Genomic DNA, 15,519 nt, shown 5'->3' with positions numbered 1-15,519 from the left:
ATGTGTCAGTTTTTGTTGGAACGACCGGTATTGTGGAGAGATTCTTCGTGGTAATGCAGGGCTGCTTCAGCGCGGGCGACGGCACCAATTAATCAACCCGGAGATGACTAACAGTAAAATAGCAAGTGCTGATAAGTCAGATATCCAAGGTCCAATGCGCATAATGCGCCCAGAATGGAGATCCAGTAACAACTGCTGCAAAGAGATGCCTTCGCCATGATAAGTATCGAGAAGCTGCTTCCTGACTGCCGCAGGTGTGGCGCGTGGACTTGACCACGCCACCTGCTTATTTGCGGGTGGGACCGAAGTCCAGATCAATAATACTGATTCCGCCGCTCATGGGATGAGTGGAAACGGCTTAGCGACCGTCCGACCTCACCAGAACGTGGTGCACTGGCCCCGGAACCTCCAGTTTGCGAGCAATCGCATTCGTGTTCCACCTTTTATGTGATCAATCTTGACCAGCGGACCTCAAGGTGAACTTCAGCTCGCAGAGCAACAACCGATTTTTTTTTGCTTAGGGGATTCGGACAACCGCGTACCCCTGCATCTGATAGCCGATGACCGAGACGAAACCATTATCTACCGGGTCGACCTCCGGAATGATCGTCGCCTCATCTACACCCATCCCTTTCAACGCGTAACGGCAAACTTCCAGTGTCACCCCGTCCTTCTTCATTTGTTTAAGAGTCGTCTGGAATTTCTGTACCTCGGCCAGCTCTGCCTCATTAAATGATGCGCTGTCAGTCGAAAGCAGTTTCACCACCGGCCCGTGAAAAACGATGGCGATGTTGGGATCTTTCGCAAGTGCCTTCACTTCAGGTGCTTTGTAGGAGTTCTTTATTACCAAGAAAACGGGGTTAACGACCTTGGGATCTCCTTGGCTCACCTCGTAGACAGCGTCATAGTTTTTAACGCCCTTCAGAGCATTGTCGTACCCGGCTGCACCTGCAGGTAAAGACATCAGGACCATATAGATGGCCGCAAAGAAGATGGGGGGAATTCGGCGAAGTATGCTTTTATAATTCACGCTCATGACAAATCTCCTTGAGGGATAGGAACTTGTTTTTTTGTCAGCCAACCCATAAAAATGCTCCAGAATCTAAAATATTCTCCCTAAGCTAATACAGGTACGATATATCATAAATGTACCAATTTGGAGCAAGTTGGGGTTCTAGCAGTCGAACACACGAAGCTGAAATAGACCTGAAAACAGTTGCCAGGCATGCAGTTGAAACCGGACAGTTGAAACCGCAGACTGAAACCGGGACAGATCTATTTGAAACCAAAATAGGTCTAGTTGAAACCGGGACAGATCTATTTGAAACCAAAATAGGTCTAGTTGAAACCGGGACAGATCTATTTGGGGTGAAAATAGGTCTGTGGGATGAAAATAGGTCTGTCCTGAGGGCGAGCATGCCGACCGGTTTGAGCTGCTGGCTGCGGAGGTTCTGAAACAATGGCAGGAGAGTGCGGTGCCAAGCGAGCACAGCCCCGATAGCAAGGTGCTCAGCTGCTCCATCGGGATTTGTCAGGGCCTGGCCAACGAGTTTGATTCAATCGACGACATGATCCGAAGGGCCGACGAAGCCCTGTATTGCGCGAAAAAACAGGGCCGCGCCCGTTATGTAATGCCTGAATCAGTGACTCCGCTCGAATATAGCACCCTGAGCCTTGGTTGGCTCACGCCTAACTCATTTTTGAAGCCAGTCCGGTTATGTTGAGAGCACGACTGTCAGTTTACCGATTGAAACACCTGCAAACCGGTCTTGCTTTGGCCGAATATTGATCAAGCTGTAACTCTCAGGCACGGGCGATCTGCCCAACAAGATGATCGGGGTGAGATCAAGCAACGAAGCGATCCGGGTTGTCTACCCGGGAGACGCAAGACCGCGATAGAGGTCACGGTAAACGGCAAAACCCGGGCAATGGCGGCCAAAGCGCAGGAACCGTTGCCTACTGCTGTGGATCAGGCGACAGGCCATGTACATCAGCTCCTGCATCACGGTTCTCAGGCGGCGGCGCTTGGCCGGGTGGCGCACAGGTGCATCGGGGCCGGTGAGCCTCAGTCCCATCCAGCGCAGTACGTTGTAGCCCAGCGTTGCAAACGTCATCACCAAGTTGTTGGTGGCGAATTTGCCTGAAGGCAAGCGCTCCAGATCCAGATCGGTTTTGAACTCACTGTGGAACTGCTCACTGGTGGCATGATCGCAATACAAGTCTATAACCTGCTGGTTGCTGGCAACACTCACTGGCAGCGATGTCACCCAGCCTTCCAGGCTGACGTCCGGTTCCAGATATAACTGGCCCTGCGCATCACTGGTACGGACCGTCACTTTGACGATCCGGCGAATGCCGGGTTCGTCCGGTAGCTCTTCCGACAGAACCGCTTCCATTTTGCCGTAGCGGCCCAGCGTCCAGACTTGCTGCTCCTGAGCTTTGTCGGCCCAGACCAGAGGGTCTTGTTTACGAGGATTCCACTTGATCAGGAAATCCACTTGTTCTTGCTGACTCAGAAAATCCCGGTTGTCGCGGGCATCGTGGGCACTGTCCAGACGCAGCAGGATGGGCGAACCAGTCAGTGACCGGGCCCGGGGTAAGACGCGTTTCAACGTTTCCAAAAAACCGTTATTGGCGTGTTGGCTGCCGGGGCGCAGTTCACACCCTAGACACCAGCCTTCCTGACCAAGGTAAGCAGCAATGGGCGCATAGCCGTCGTGCCCCTTGTAGGTGTAACTGACGCCTTCCTTGCTCGTCTGGCTGTTATCCATAGGGAAAACGTCCATGTCTAAGGCCACATGCCCCATCTTCAGGGGAGAAACCGGCGCTTCGACGGACGTCAAAAACTCACAACTGGCATCCTCCAATAAGGGCGTGAGCGCCTGGGCATCTTCATCAAATCGCTGCCGTAATCGGGCCGAGGAGGGCGATTGTTTGATCCCCATGGCGGATTTAAAAAAGGGATCTGTACGCGCTGACTCCACGGCCTCGAAATCGCTCTTGCCGAGCGTGATCAAGCCCAGATAGGTCCGGATCAGGTCGATGTTCGGAATACCGTGACGCTTGACCACGGTGCGGGCGGTTTGGGGCAGCGACGTGTGCCGATTCAGGCAGTGGCCCACCAGAGCCAGTCCGCCGTGGGGAGTGTAGACTTCGGTCTTTGATTGCTGGAGGGTGAAGGTACGCATGGGCCGGTGCACTGACTGGGTGAATGGATGTCAGGTGCGATTATATCGCCTCAGGCCTTGCGGTTGCAGGTCTGGGGATTAAATTAGACCGTGTGAAGTCACGGATTCAGGTAATGGCCTAGTGTCCCGTCTGGCTAACTCCTTAACCTACTGAGCTTCTGAAAAGCCGAATGTAGTGGTTCAATGATTCCGGACACCAACGTAGGTGGTAATATCGCCACCATAAACGAGGTGTCTGATGACCAGAAAGCGACGTTCTTTTTCTCCTGAGTTCAAACAGGAAGCAGCCAGCTTGGTGCTGGATCAAGGTTACACGATTCCCCAGGCGAGCGTGTCTCTGGGAATTGGTGAAAGTGCTATCCGGCGCTGGGTTAACCAATTGACCGAGGAGCGTGACGGTGTCACCCCGAAGGGCAAGGCGTTAACCCCGGAGCAGCGCCGTATTCAGGAGCTGGAAGCCCGCTGCAAGCGCCTTGAACAGGAGAAAGACATACTAAAAAAGGCTACCGCTCTCTTGATGTCGGACGACATGAATCGTACGCGCTGATAGACCAGTTGAGTGAGCGAATACCTGTTGAAATGGTCTGCAATGCGTTTGATATCAGTCGTTCTAGTTACTACGAATACCGCCAACGGCGGAACCGTGTGGATGTTGAGCGTCTGGCCCTGAAGGCCCAGGTAAACCGGCTGTTCACGAAGAGCCGCAGCTCTGCCGGCAGCCGGACAATAAAGGGCTTACTCAGCGAAGAAGGCATTGTCGTCGGGCGCTTCAAGGTTCGACGCCTGATGAGCGAGTTGGGGCTGATCTGTAAGCAGCCAGGCCCTCACGCTTACAAGCAGGCCACGGTCGAACGACCGGATATCCCGAACCACCTGGCCCGCGAGTTCACGGTAGACCGGCCCAATCAGGCTTGGTGTGGTGACATCACCTACGGTGTGCCCGGAGTCCAGGGCGAGCATGGAAGCTCAAATGGACCACGAGTCTATCTGGAATATTGAACCGGTAATTCAGGAGGAAGTAACCAATCAATCCCACCCACTGTGAGGGTGGTGAGCCTGAGCGGCAGTGACCTGCGGTATGCCCGCAGGGTGATGTAACCCGCTGACAACGGGGATTGAGGCGAGGTCACTAAGCCAAGATGATCCTCAAGGCTGAGTACTGAAAGGCTGAAGAACATGAACCCATTCATCCGCCTCTGTGGGTTGAAATGTCACCACGGCTTACGTGACCTGATAAGCCGTACGGGAAGGTTGGGCAGCATGACGCATAGGCGCTGCCAAACGAAGAAGTCCAAATTGGTAGCTCGGGCTTCGGTTCAGCAGTATCCATCACAGATTGGACTGCTGCTTCCTGTCAACTTGCGGCAAGCAAGGGTAAAGAGTGCGATGGGCAGCCTCCTCAGCATGCTGGAGTCCAGATAGGTAAACCGGGGAAGGTCAATATTGGATGCCAAGGGGGCATGACCCCGATGCCAAGTTGACTGGCGGAGCTCCCGTAGTAGTCCGCGATGGGGAAAGCCCATTACATGGCGAAGGGGAGCAGTTTAAACGTGTTTGCCAAGCAAACTACCTGACCAAACAAGGTGAAGACCTTTGATAATCAGCGAAATGCAACGCAAGCTAGCGACCTGGACAACAACCGACCCCACCCGCCGGGTGGACAGGTTGTTGCGCCTGATAGCACAGCCTGACTGGCTCGCAGAAGCGGCTCGGGTCACTCTGTCTTCCAAAGGGGCAAACACGCCCGGGATAGACGGAGAGATCAAGCTGACTGTGCAGGACAGGCTGCCGGCTATTCTTCAACAGATCAGGAGTGATTTACTCTCCGATGTTTACCAGCCGTTACCGGCCCGAAGGGTGTATATCCCAAAGGCCAACGGCAAGCAACGACCACTGGGTATCCCGACCCTACGCGACCGCATCGTTCAACGGGCCATGTTAATGGCGATGGAGCCCATGTGGGAGAGCGACTTCCATACGCTCTCCTACGGGTTCCGACCGGAGCGGAGCGTTCATCACGCGATCCGTACAGTGAAACTGCAACTGACGGACAATAAGGAAACGCGCGGACGCTGGGTCATTGAAGGGGATCTGTCCAGCTACTTTGATACCGTGCATCACCGGCTTCTGATGAAAGCTGTACGTCGCAGAATCAGGGACCGACGGTTCCTGAACCTTCTCTGGCGATTCATAAAAGCCGGTCATATTGATGCAGGTCTTTTCCGGGCAGCAAGTGAGGGCGTACCTCAGGGCGGTGTTATATCGCCACTGCTATCGAATATCATGTTGCATGAGTTCGATCAGTACCTGAATAGGCGCTACCTCGGCAAAAAGGCCCGAAAGGATCGATGGTACTGGAACCACAGTATCCGAATCGGTCGAAGCTCAGCCATCCGAGAGAACCGACAATGGAAGCCAGCCGTCGCCTACTGCCGCTATGCCGATGACTTTGTGGTTATCGTCAAGGGCACCAAAGCCCAGGCAGAGGCGATTAGAGAAGAATGCCGGGAGATGCTGGAAGGAACTCTCAAGCTGACACTGAACATGGATAAGACCAAGATTACCCATGTGAATGACGGCTTCGTGTTCCTGGGGCATCGCATCATCCGCAAGCGGAGCCGCTATGGCGACATGCGGGTGGTGACGACAATCCCCCGGGATAAGGCACGTAACTTTGCAGCATCTTTAACCGCCAAGCTGTCAGGCAATTATAGTGAAAGCAAAATCGACATGGTCGAATCCATCAACCGAAAGCTGAAAGGCTGGGCGGCGTTCTACCAGTTCGTCGATTACAAAGCGAAAGTCTTCAGCTACATCGATGGTGTCGTGTTCTGGAAACTGGCCCATTGGCTGGGCCGCAAATATCGCTCCCGGCTCAAACCGCTGATGCGTCATTGGTTCAAAGCCCCGGCTTCAGGTCAAAGTAAGACTTGGGTGCTGTATGGCAAAACCAATCAGGGGCTATTCAGTGGCGCCATCCTGTACCGACTCGTCGGTCACGGGAAAAAGCGATTCCGTTGGCGTCTTCCAGAGGGTAATCCCTACCTGAGGACAGAGTCCAGAAACACGTGGACCTCTCGCTTTCCCGAAGTTGCTATGGCCTTCGCCAGCGTTTAAGCGGAGAGCCGGATGCGCTGAAAGGTGCACGTCCGGTTCGGAGAGGAGAGGCAGGGAGATAGTTCGACTACGCCCTGCCTCTTACTCTACTCTGGAGCGGCCAGCGGTGGAGTTATCTGGCTGTCGTGCTGGATCTGTATGCTCGCCGCGTTGTTGGTTGGGCGTTGTCATCCAGTCCGGATGCAGATCTGGTCGTCAAAGCTCTGGACCACGCCTGGGAACTGCGCGGTCACCCAGAGAAAGTTATGTTCCATTCGGACCAGGGAAGCCAGTATGCAAGCCGTAAGTTCCGTCAGAGACTATGGCGCTATCGAATGACACAAAGCATGAGCCGACGTGGCAACTGCTGGGACAACGCACCGATGGAGAGGCTGTTCAGGAGCCTGAAATCTGAGTGGATACCGGCCTTGGGATATCGGAACCTGCCTGAGGCCAAAAAAGATGTTGGTGGCTATCTGATGGACTACTACAACCGGCAACGACCTCACACGTTCAACGGTGGTATTTCTCCCGTTGCCGCTGAGGAAAACCTTAAAATACTGTCCGGGATTAGTTGACCACTACAGAAGAGCTAGGCGTGCTGGTGAAGGTTAGGTGGTTCCAAATCGAGACAGCAGAACGACGCTTTTCGGCTTTCCAGAAGCTCCCGAAGGGTTTGCCTCTGAGGACTCTGAGCCGGTGTTGTCAGTCCTTGATGTGGAACCACCACACCTGCAGACTGACGCCTTGCTCAGAGTCCTCAGAGGCAAGCAGTAGATTAAGGAATTAGCCAGACGGGACACTAGTCTTCGGGCATATGTTCGAACAGACTGCCCAGCCCCGACTGGGGACTGAGCTTGCCGCACAGTCGCAAAGCCTCCCAGAAACTGACCTGATTAGCGGTCAGTATCGGCTGCCCGATTGCCTGCTCCAGATCGGTGAGCCAAGCTGAAGAGTGGAGAGCTGTGTCTGGCATCAGCAGGGCGTCGGCCTCTTCCCTGACGTTGGCCAGAGCGAATTCGATAACCGCGTCTTTCTCAAGCAGACCGACTTCCGCGGCTGTGATGATGCCTCGGCTGGCCAGGTGCACGACCTCGATATCGAAATGATTCAGGAATGCCCGGAATCGCTGCGCGACCTCCTCCGGGTAGGTGGCAGCGATGGCCACCCGTTTGGCGTCAATGGCTTTTACCGCTCTGGCGAATGCCATTGCTGTCGTCGAAGCCGGTACACCGAGCAGTTTCTCGAGCGTATCGATCTGCTGGCGAATGCCATCTAGGCCGAGCACAAAACTGGCGCTGGTGGAGGTCCACATCACCGACTCAATCCCTGAGCCAGCCAGCGCTTCTGCACCCTTGGAAAGCCGGCTGACGCTGCCCATCTCACTGAGGGCTTCAACGGTGTGGGCGTCCTCCAGGAATTCAGTGTGGATGAGGGTTATTTGCGCCGGGGGCTCTATCATGGAACCCATCAGGGGATAATCATCTTCGGCCGCATGGCCCGGGTAGAGGAACCCGAGTCTGGCTGGAGGCGGGGTGTGGCTCATAGAACGCTCCCTCACTGGCAGAGATTGACGTGCCTGTACAATAGACCAAAACTGGCAACTCAGCAGTCTTTGGAGAGTAGCGATGGAGAATAGCTATGGAGAGTAGCTATGGAGAGTAGCGATGGACAGCCAATGGTTACTGATCTTTGCTGATGCGCTCCTGATCCTGCACACGATACTGGTGGCCTTCGTCATCCTGGGACTGGTGGCCACATTCGCTGGCTATTTCCTGAATTGGCGGTGGGTGCGCAATTTCTGGTTCCGTCTGAGCCACCTGGCGGTTATTGCTATTGTGGTTCTGCAATCATGGCTGGGTGTGTTATGCCCGCTTACGAGCTGGGAAATGGCGCTTAGGGCTAAGGCCGGGGAGGCGGGCTATGAGGGATCGTTTATCCAGCACTGGCTGCAGTCCATTCTGTATTACAGTGCGCCGGACTGGGTGTTTATTCTGGCCTACACGGTTTTCGGAGCGCTCGTCCTGGCCAGCTGGTTTGTGGTCAGGCCCGAGCGGTGAAAAACAGGCAGGATTATTTCTTGAAAAATGTCAGAAAAGCGCCGGCTGCAGCCGCGGCCGCCCCGCCGATCAGATACCACATGGTCTGGTCTGTAAAACGCCCCGTGACCGTTTCGGACAACTGGTTCCCCAGTGACTGGGTTGATTGGTAGCCGAAATACAGCAGGCCGACGCCAACCACGAGCAAAACGATACCGACCAGCTTTGAACTTCCCATTGAATTCTCCTTCAGATTGAGGCCGCCATTCAGCGAGCCTTGGATTCAGGGAAGCTTGCCATCCCAGTGCGGGTTTTCCAACAGCTGTTTCAATCGATCGACATTGCTCTTCTCATGATGATTCTGGTTTTCTGGCGATCAGGAAGTAAACGTCTTTTGAGGTTTCGGGCACCCACCGATAATCAATCTGGAATCCGGCGCACTCCAGATGCGTCTCCAGCTGACAACGGGACAAGAAATTTACATAGGGCGCGAGTCGCAGACTTCGGGCCAGGGAAGCGACTGGTTTCAAATAGGGGCAAGTATCTTGAAGGCAGGCGGTGTTGCTGATGAACACTCCGCCAGGTTTCAACATGCTGAAAACCCGTTGTATCGCAACTTCGGGGTGTCGGAGGAGGTGCAGGATGTTCAACCCCAGGATCGCGTCGAACGCTTGCTGCCGATGTTGCATATCCTCAAGTGTGGCAACCACAAAGCGAAGGTTGTCGGCGTCTTTTCCTGCCTTTCGCTCTCGGGCGATGTCTATCATTCGTGAGGAGGCATCGGTTGCCAGGTAGCTGCGTACTCTGGGCGCGTGAATGAGGGCCGTTGATCCCGTACCACAGCCGAACTCCAGAACATCCATTTCCGGATTGAGATATTTCTGGGTGAGGGCGATCTTTCTCAGATAGGCGTTCTGGTCCGGGATGGGACGGCGGGCGTATCGAGCAGCGCTGCGGTTCCAGAAACGGATGGATGAATTCATGAGTTCGTCTCTCAGGGCGGTTGATTTAATTCCGGGAACAGATTTTATCTCTTCACTTCTGTTGGTAGTATCGACAGAAATTTATTGCAGATATGCATATTTGAATGAATTGGCGAACCGTTAACTTCGATTGGAACCGAGCCCGTGCGTTCCTGGTGACAGCCGAGGAAGGATCCCTCTCTGCTGCAGCAAAGGCTCTGGGGGTTTCGCAGCCGACCCTCGGAAGGCAGGTTGCGGCGTTGGAAGAGGAACTTTCTACGGCGCTGTTTGAGCGGGGAGGTCGTGGGCTGGAATTGACTCGGAATGGCCTCGAACTGCTTGCCTATGTCCGAGCGATGGGAGAGGCCGCAAGCAGCCTCTCACTTGCGGCAACGGGTCAGGCGAACTCCATTGAGGGCGAGATTGCGATTTCGGCATCTGAAATCACTGCCGCTTACATTCTGCCTCCAATTCTTCAGAGGCTTCGGTACCAGTATCCCGGAATACGTATCAACCTTGTTGCCTCCAATGAGGCCAGCGATCTTCGCCGCCGTGCTGCGGACATTGCCATCCGGAACTTTCGACCCACAGAACCCGATCTGATTGCCCGCAAGGTGGGGGAATTCTCGGCGACTCTCTACGCCAGACCCGAAATCCTGGCTGATCTGCCATCGCCGTTGACCGACGATCTTTGTAAGGCTCCATTTATAGGCTTTCTTTCAAACAATGAGAGATACGTGGGAGCCCTGGCGCAGCGTGGCCTCAAGCTGCGGGAAGAGCAATTCGTTGCCAGGACGGACAGCCATCTGGTGCATTGGCAAATGGCTCGGACGGGTATCGGTATTGGCATGATGCCCGTTGAGTTGGGTGATGCAGAGCCTGAAGTAGAGAGAGTCTTCGAGGATAGGGTTTTTGGCAGCGATGTCTGGCTGGTATCACATCGGGAACTCAGGATGAACCTTCGGGTTCGGACGGTTTTTGATTTTCTGGTCGCTGAGCTTTCCGAGTATTTTGGGGAATCTGAAAGCTAATTCGACAGAGCTTGGTTTGCTAGCCTGTCCTGGAGATCGGCAACGCATTCGCTGATTTGGCGCTCGTTGGCGCTCGCAAATCCCATTACGAGGCCGGTTCTGGAGGAATCTCCCAGAAAGTGCGCGCTTAGCGGTGTACTGCCAAATCCCTTGGCTTTCAACCATTGGCTGAGCGCCAGGTCGTCAAAATCTCCTTCAAGTACCAGGTGCATCCCCGCGCTTTCCGCCACCGGTTGAGCAAGTCCGCCGAGCTTATTCGTAACCTCGCTCTGGAAGAGTTGCCACTTGTCCCGGTACAGCTGACGCATTCGCCGCAGATGGCGTGTGAACTGACCACTCTCAATGAATTCGGCGATGGTTGCCTGGACAAGAAGAGGGGTCTCTCCACCACTGATCTGCTTGGCCCAGAGCAAGGGGTCGACAACCGCTTCCGGGACCACCAGATAGCCGATGCGCAATGCTGGTAGTAACGTTTTGCTGAAACTGCCCATGTAGAGCACGGGCGAATTCTCGTACAGGCCTTGAATGGCAGCGAAAGGCTTTTTGTAGAAGTGGAACTCGCTGTCGTAGTCGTCCTCGATGATCCAGCATCCGTTTTGCTGGGCCCATTGCACCAGAGCCATTCGCTGGGAAAGGTCGAGGATGCCGCCCATGGGGTATTGGTGAGTGGGCGTGCAGAACAGGAGCTTGGCCCCGGCAGGTTCAAGGCCCGGCAACGCTTCCACATCCAGGACGTGGTTCCTGAGGGGGATTGGAATCACGGGATTGCCCAACCGGCCCAGCGCGTTCCGGGCGCCGCGGTATCCCGGATTTTCACACAGGATACTGTCGTCCCGTTGCAGGAAAACGTCGGCAATAAGCGAGAGCGCTTGCTGCGCGCCATTGGTGATTATGACTTGGTGTTCTTCGCAGCGAACCCCTCGGGACGTTCTGACGTAAGCGGCGATGGCGCGTCGCAGGGGCTGGAATCCCTGGATGCTGTCATACCCTCTCAGTGTTCGCCGGCTTTCCTGGTGGTGCAGGATCCGGTTCCAGCTGCGGATGGGGAATGCATCCAGGTCTGGCAAGCCCGGCTGGAATGGCAAACTGGCGTCTTCAACAGGCTTCGGTATTCCCGCTGGAAGTGGCGGCAGCGGTGGCAAGTTCATGGAAACGCCACCGGATTTCTCCAGGCCCGGCCCTGAGGGGGTTATCGCTGATTTGATGTCTTCATGGACAAAGATACCCTTGCCCGCTCTGCTTTGAAGAAAGCCCTCCGCCTTGAGCTGCTCATAAACGGCGTTCACCGTGTTGCGGCTGATGCCGAGGTCCTTTGCCATCTGGCGGCTGGGCGGCAGCTGGCGCCCGGGTGGGTAGCGCTGGTCGAGTATCCGTTCGGACAATCGTTGATACAGCTGATGCTGCAGCGGATGCGCGCTGTCCAGGCGAATATCATCGATCACATCAACTGGTCCTATCAAAAGTCACAATCTGGATCTTTCGATGGTATCAGAAGTGCCTTTCAATAGAAGTACATTTTGTGAAGTGCAAGACCGGAAAGGAGCTTTTGATGACAACGACTGATCTGGCAGGGGCCACAGCGTCCCCTCTGACTGCCTGTCCACGCAGCAGGGTGCAGAGGGCAGTAAAGCGAGCAAGCTATGACAGGGAAACAGCTTACAGGTTGATTGATCGTCTCAAAACGGCGCATGTCGGATTTGTGGAAGATGGCGAGCCTCGCATCATCCCGATCACTGCCTGGCGGCTTGGTGATGATCTTTATCTACACACATTGAACGGCGGACGCTTGTCCCGGCGTCTCGGGTCTGGAGCGTTGCTTTGTATCTCATTCGCAGTGACGAATGAATGGGTGATGACCAAGTCGGCGTTCCATCACAGCGCTAACTACGAGTCACTGGTGTTGTATGGACGGGCTGTGCCGGTCACGGACCACGCCGCCTTTGATGCCGCGTTCCGTGCCATCATCAACCAGATCGAGCCGGGGCGGTGGGAGCAGGTAAGGGCGCCGAATGACAAGGAACGAAAGGCAACGGCGTTATTCCGGATACCGATTGAAGAAGGAGCCTTCAAAAGCCGGACTGGTGGCCCGAATGATGATCCCGAAGATATGAGTCTGCCCGTGTGGCACGGATTGATACCTACCGGTGTTTAACGTGCCGATGTAAAGATACCTCAAGGGCCAGCCTGGTCTTTGGGAGCCATCTTCAAAAACAGGCCCAGGGATGCCAGCAGCAGGGCGGTACTGACGATGATGGCAACGGGATAATAGAGGTTGCCGGCGAGTTCCAACTGACTGTACTTGATGATCATGATCAGCCCTTCAAGCGACATGGCAACGCACACTGTTCCAATAAAACGCGGCAGTGTGCGTCTCATCATGGTTATAACGTCGTGGGATTCCGAGCGCCCGCTGTACTCGGAGCGTATCACCATGGCCAGTTCGTAAACTGCGAGAGCGATAATGCTGCCATTAACGCCCTTGATCAGGGCCTGCATAAGTTGCTGGCCAGACTGGAGGGCGGCGATCACTTCCAAAACGGTGGCACTGACCAGAGTGAAAGCGAGCACGAAGAAAACCAGCGAAAATAATCGGGCGAATAGTGCCCTGACAGGAATTGCGGCCAGCATGTTGACCATAGTGTATAACCCCTAGCGTTGATCAAGTCAGACGCAGGCTACTGACAAGAGCCGTTGATTTCGCTTAAGGATTGCTCATTCTCTGGTAATCTGATTGATCAAACATGACAACACTCGGAGCGACTCGAGCCCAATGTCTGAAGATTCCTTGAAAACCTTGTCCGACCTTGCCAGCGATGCCCATGCCCGCATTCAGGCCACCCACCAGCACATTAACCCGGTGGTGGAGGTTCGCCGGGGTATGCGTGATGCGGGTATACCGGCGGATGTGATGACTATTGACTGTCTGCGGACCCGCCGAAGGATTACGCTCATACTGCATGATGAACAGCCCGGCACTCTTCTTTACCAGTTCGTGACCATTGAGGATGAGGTAGGGAATGACTTTCAGCAGATGGCGCTCGGCGACATGACGGCGACCAAACTGTTTGGGTGGATTCAGGAGTATTTTGGCTAATTTGCACAGATCCAGGCCCACCCTGAAGTAAACTTGGGGTAACCAATAACAATAGACCGAAAAGGTTTCCCCATATGCCACTATCCCGAAAGTTTCTTTTCGCTCCTTTGCTGGGCATTGCCCTGGTCATGACGGGTTGCGATTCCGGTGCTGATTCTTCCGCAGCCAACAGCGCCGGACACACTGCGCCGACCGCCACGACCGAGCAGGCCAATCGGGATGTGTTGGACCAGCGACCCTTCGATAACCGTGACGATTTCGAGAACGCGCGCCGCGGACTGATTGCCCAGGACCCTGAACTGGTCATTGATCATCTGGAAGGCGGTGAAGTCTGGAACATGCCGGCCTACGGATTTATTGACGAGGATGGAGAAAATGCCCCGGCCTCGGTCAATCCAAGCCTCTGGCGCCAGGCTGCCCTCAACAACATTCACGGGTTGTTCAAGGTCACCGACGGGCTCTACCAGATCCGGGGTTACGACTTGGCGAACATGTCGATCATCGAAGGCGAATCCGGATGGATCCTGGTGGATCCTCTGACCGCCCGGGAGACTGCCAGCAAAGCCTTCCTGTTCGCCCGTGAACATCTGGGCGAAAAGCCGGTGCGGGCGATTCTCTTTACCCACAGCCACATTGATCACTTCGGCGGCGTGCAGGGCATTCTCCAGCACCTTTCGGACGAGGAAAAAGCCAACCTGCGGATTATCGCGCCAGAGGGCTTTGAGGAGGAGGCAACCAGCGAGAACATTATCGCTGGCCCCGCCATGACCCGCCGGGCCATGTTCATGTATGGCAAGCGTCTGGATCGGGACGAACGCGGCCATGTTGGCACTGGTCTGGGCAAAGGCCCGGCTTTTGGCACCTTTGGCTTTGCCCCGGCGACGGATCTGATCAGCGAAACCGGTACGGAGCTGGAGGTGGACGGCGTGCCGATGATTTTCCAGATTGTCTCCGGTTCCGAAGCGCCTGCAGAGTTCACCTTCTATCTCCCCGAACAAAAGGCCTTTTGCGGTGCCGAGCTGGTCAGCCGCAATATGCACAACATCTACACCCTGAGGGGCGCGAAGGTTCGGGATGCCCGTCTATGGAGCAGCTTTATCGACGAAGCAAAGACTCTGTTTGCCGACGCCGATATCTACTTCGGCAGCCACCACTGGCCCCTGTGGGGGCAAGAGAATATCCAGGACTTCCTGGCTGTTCAGCGGGATACCTACAAGTTCATTCACGATCAGACGGTGCGTTTGATGAACCAGGGTGCGACGCCCCGGGAGATCGCCGATCAGCTCAAGCTACCGCCGGAGCTGAATCGGGCGTTCCATAACCAGGGGTACTACGGCACCGTGTCTCACAACACCAAAGCGGTGTATCAGCACTACCTGGGGTGGTTTACAGCGAACCCGGCTCAGCTAGACCCACTCCCGGAAAGTGATTCGGCCCAGCGTTATGTCCAGATGATGGGGGGCGCTGAAAAGGTTCTGGAAAGAGCCCGCGAGGATTTCGAGGCGGCCTCTGCCATGGGGGCTAGCGAAGGGCGCGACACCTACCGGTGGCTGGCGGAATTGCTCAATCAGGTGGTCTTTGCCGAGCCGGGGAATGACGATGCAAAACAGCTTCTGGCCAACGTCTATGACCAGCTTGGCTATCAGGCGGAATCCGCCCCCTGGCGGGACTTCTACCTGACGGGGGCATACGAGCTGCGCCATGGTTCGCCGGAAGAGGGCATCAAACCGGCGATGATGAGAGAAGTGCTGCTGAACACGCCGGTATCCCTGTTCTTCGACAGCATGGCGGTGCGGCTGAAGGCCGAAGACGCAGAAGGGGAGAGCGCCGTCATCAAGATTACCTTCACGGATCTCAAGGAAAGTTATCTGCTGACTCTGAAACATTCCGTGCTCCACAACCGTCTGGTTAATGAGGACACTCCCGCTGACGCCACATTGCATCTGACGCGGTCTTTGTTTGTGGATCTTTTGATCGGCCGTGCGGGGCTGAAGGAACTTCTGTTCAGCGACGAGATCAGCTTTGAGGGAAGCCGGCTCGACCTGATAGGCTTTTTCAGTATGCTGGACAAGCCTCAGGGCCGGTTCAATATCGTTACACCCTGATGAG

At 55.2% G+C, this 15,519-nt stretch carries 15 protein-coding genes and 2 pseudogenes; 9 read left to right on the top strand and 8 right to left on the bottom strand.

The features are described 5' to 3' along the window. Positions 1 to 66: 66 nt before the first annotated feature. Together ACGK9W_RS11865 and ACGK9W_RS11860 are read right to left on the bottom strand one after the other, a co-directional pair. Entirely contained in the window at positions 67 to 282 is a 216-nt protein-coding gene (locus ACGK9W_RS11865) for a hypothetical protein (protein ID WP_227497799.1), read from the bottom strand. Between the two features lie 235 nt (positions 283 to 517). Beyond that, the gene (locus ACGK9W_RS11860) at positions 518 to 1,036 is read right to left on the bottom strand and encodes a DsrE family protein (RefSeq protein WP_008172396.1); all 519 of its coding nucleotides are present in this window, start codon (positions 1,034 to 1,036) and stop codon (positions 518 to 520) included. A gap of 439 nt (positions 1,037 to 1,475) precedes the next feature. On the opposite strand from ACGK9W_RS11860, the gene ACGK9W_RS11855 reads away from it, so the two are divergent. Next, positions 1,476 to 1,724, top strand: coding sequence for a diguanylate cyclase domain-containing protein (locus ACGK9W_RS11855; RefSeq protein ID WP_405416935.1), 249 nt, complete (start codon positions 1,476 to 1,478; stop codon positions 1,722 to 1,724). A 147-nt stretch (positions 1,725 to 1,871) separates the two neighbouring features. Here ACGK9W_RS11855 and ACGK9W_RS11850 read toward each other — a convergent pair whose 3' ends face one another. Continuing rightward, complete coding sequence (locus ACGK9W_RS11850; protein ID WP_104272564.1) at positions 1,872 to 3,188, bottom strand: IS1380 family transposase; 1,317 nt, start codon at positions 3,186 to 3,188, stop codon at positions 1,872 to 1,874. A 238-nt stretch (positions 3,189 to 3,426) separates the two neighbouring features. On the opposite strand from ACGK9W_RS11850, the pseudogene ACGK9W_RS11845 reads away from it, so the two are divergent. The 3 genes and pseudogenes from ACGK9W_RS11845 to ACGK9W_RS11835 form a co-directional block, all read left to right on the top strand. After that, positions 3,427 to 4,121, top strand: a pseudogene (locus ACGK9W_RS11845) (IS3 family transposase); the annotation flags it as partial. 660 nt (positions 4,122 to 4,781) lie between these two features. Further along, positions 4,782 to 6,305, top strand: coding sequence for a group II intron reverse transcriptase/maturase (ltrA, locus tag ACGK9W_RS11840; RefSeq protein WP_405416933.1), 1,524 nt, complete (start codon positions 4,782 to 4,784; stop codon positions 6,303 to 6,305). An 80-nt stretch (positions 6,306 to 6,385) separates the two neighbouring features. Beyond that, positions 6,386 to 6,862 (top strand): annotated as a pseudogene (locus ACGK9W_RS11835) (IS3 family transposase); the annotation flags it as partial. Positions 6,863 to 7,086: 224 nt separating this feature from the next. Here ACGK9W_RS11835 and ACGK9W_RS11830 read toward each other — a convergent pair. Then, positions 7,087 to 7,830, bottom strand: a complete 744-nt coding sequence (locus tag ACGK9W_RS11830) for a hypothetical protein (RefSeq protein ID WP_008172391.1) — start codon at positions 7,828 to 7,830, stop codon at positions 7,087 to 7,089. A gap of 121 nt (positions 7,831 to 7,951) precedes the next feature. Here ACGK9W_RS11830 and ACGK9W_RS11825 point away from each other — a divergent pair, with 121 nt between their 5' ends. Further along, the gene (locus tag ACGK9W_RS11825; protein ID WP_405416930.1) at positions 7,952 to 8,344 is read left to right on the top strand and encodes a DUF2784 domain-containing protein; all 393 of its coding nucleotides are present in this window, start codon (positions 7,952 to 7,954) and stop codon (positions 8,342 to 8,344) included. 13 nt (positions 8,345 to 8,357) lie between these two features. Here the strand turns inward: ACGK9W_RS11825 and ACGK9W_RS11820 are convergent, their stop codons facing one another. Further along, on the bottom strand, positions 8,358 to 8,561 hold the full coding sequence (locus tag ACGK9W_RS11820; protein WP_014578027.1) for a DUF3185 family protein: 204 nt from the start codon (positions 8,559 to 8,561) through the stop codon (positions 8,358 to 8,360). Between the two features lie 112 nt (positions 8,562 to 8,673). Then, positions 8,674 to 9,306, bottom strand: a complete 633-nt coding sequence (locus tag ACGK9W_RS11815) for a class I SAM-dependent methyltransferase (protein WP_405416928.1) — start codon at positions 9,304 to 9,306, stop codon at positions 8,674 to 8,676. A gap of 104 nt (positions 9,307 to 9,410) precedes the next feature. Here ACGK9W_RS11815 and ACGK9W_RS11810 point away from each other — a divergent pair, with 104 nt between their 5' ends. Then, complete coding sequence (locus tag ACGK9W_RS11810; RefSeq protein WP_405416926.1) at positions 9,411 to 10,316, top strand: LysR family transcriptional regulator; 906 nt, start codon at positions 9,411 to 9,413, stop codon at positions 10,314 to 10,316. Here the strand turns inward: ACGK9W_RS11810 and ACGK9W_RS11805 are convergent. Further along, complete coding sequence (locus tag ACGK9W_RS11805; RefSeq protein ID WP_405416924.1) at positions 10,313 to 11,758, bottom strand: PLP-dependent aminotransferase family protein; 1,446 nt, start codon at positions 11,756 to 11,758, stop codon at positions 10,313 to 10,315. The two genes, ACGK9W_RS11810 and ACGK9W_RS11805, sit on opposite strands and share 4 nt — an antisense overlap. A gap of 107 nt (positions 11,759 to 11,865) precedes the next feature. Between ACGK9W_RS11805 and ACGK9W_RS11800 the strand changes: the two genes are divergently transcribed. After that, the gene (locus ACGK9W_RS11800; protein ID WP_008172383.1) at positions 11,866 to 12,468 is read left to right on the top strand and encodes a pyridoxamine 5'-phosphate oxidase family protein; all 603 of its coding nucleotides are present in this window, start codon (positions 11,866 to 11,868) and stop codon (positions 12,466 to 12,468) included. A gap of 20 nt (positions 12,469 to 12,488) precedes the next feature. Here the strand turns inward: ACGK9W_RS11800 and ACGK9W_RS11795 are convergent, their stop codons facing one another. Next, positions 12,489 to 12,953, bottom strand: coding sequence for a hypothetical protein (locus tag ACGK9W_RS11795; protein ID WP_008172381.1), 465 nt, complete (start codon positions 12,951 to 12,953; stop codon positions 12,489 to 12,491). Positions 12,954 to 13,086: 133 nt separating this feature from the next. Between ACGK9W_RS11795 and ACGK9W_RS11790 the strand changes: the two genes are divergently transcribed. Both ACGK9W_RS11790 and ACGK9W_RS11785 read left to right on the top strand, forming a co-directional pair. Beyond that, the gene (locus tag ACGK9W_RS11790) at positions 13,087 to 13,410 is read left to right on the top strand and encodes a hypothetical protein (RefSeq protein ID WP_008172380.1); all 324 of its coding nucleotides are present in this window, start codon (positions 13,087 to 13,089) and stop codon (positions 13,408 to 13,410) included. A gap of 74 nt (positions 13,411 to 13,484) precedes the next feature. Next, on the top strand, positions 13,485 to 15,515 hold the full coding sequence (locus ACGK9W_RS11785; RefSeq protein ID WP_405416921.1) for an alkyl/aryl-sulfatase: 2,031 nt from the start codon (positions 13,485 to 13,487) through the stop codon (positions 15,513 to 15,515). Positions 15,516 to 15,519 lie beyond the last annotated feature (4 nt).

Source organism: Marinobacter flavimaris, assembly GCF_045057155.1.
Lineage (GTDB): Bacteria > Pseudomonadota > Gammaproteobacteria > Pseudomonadales > Oleiphilaceae > Marinobacter > Marinobacter manganoxydans.
This window is presented reverse-complemented; position numbering and strand designations above follow the sequence as displayed.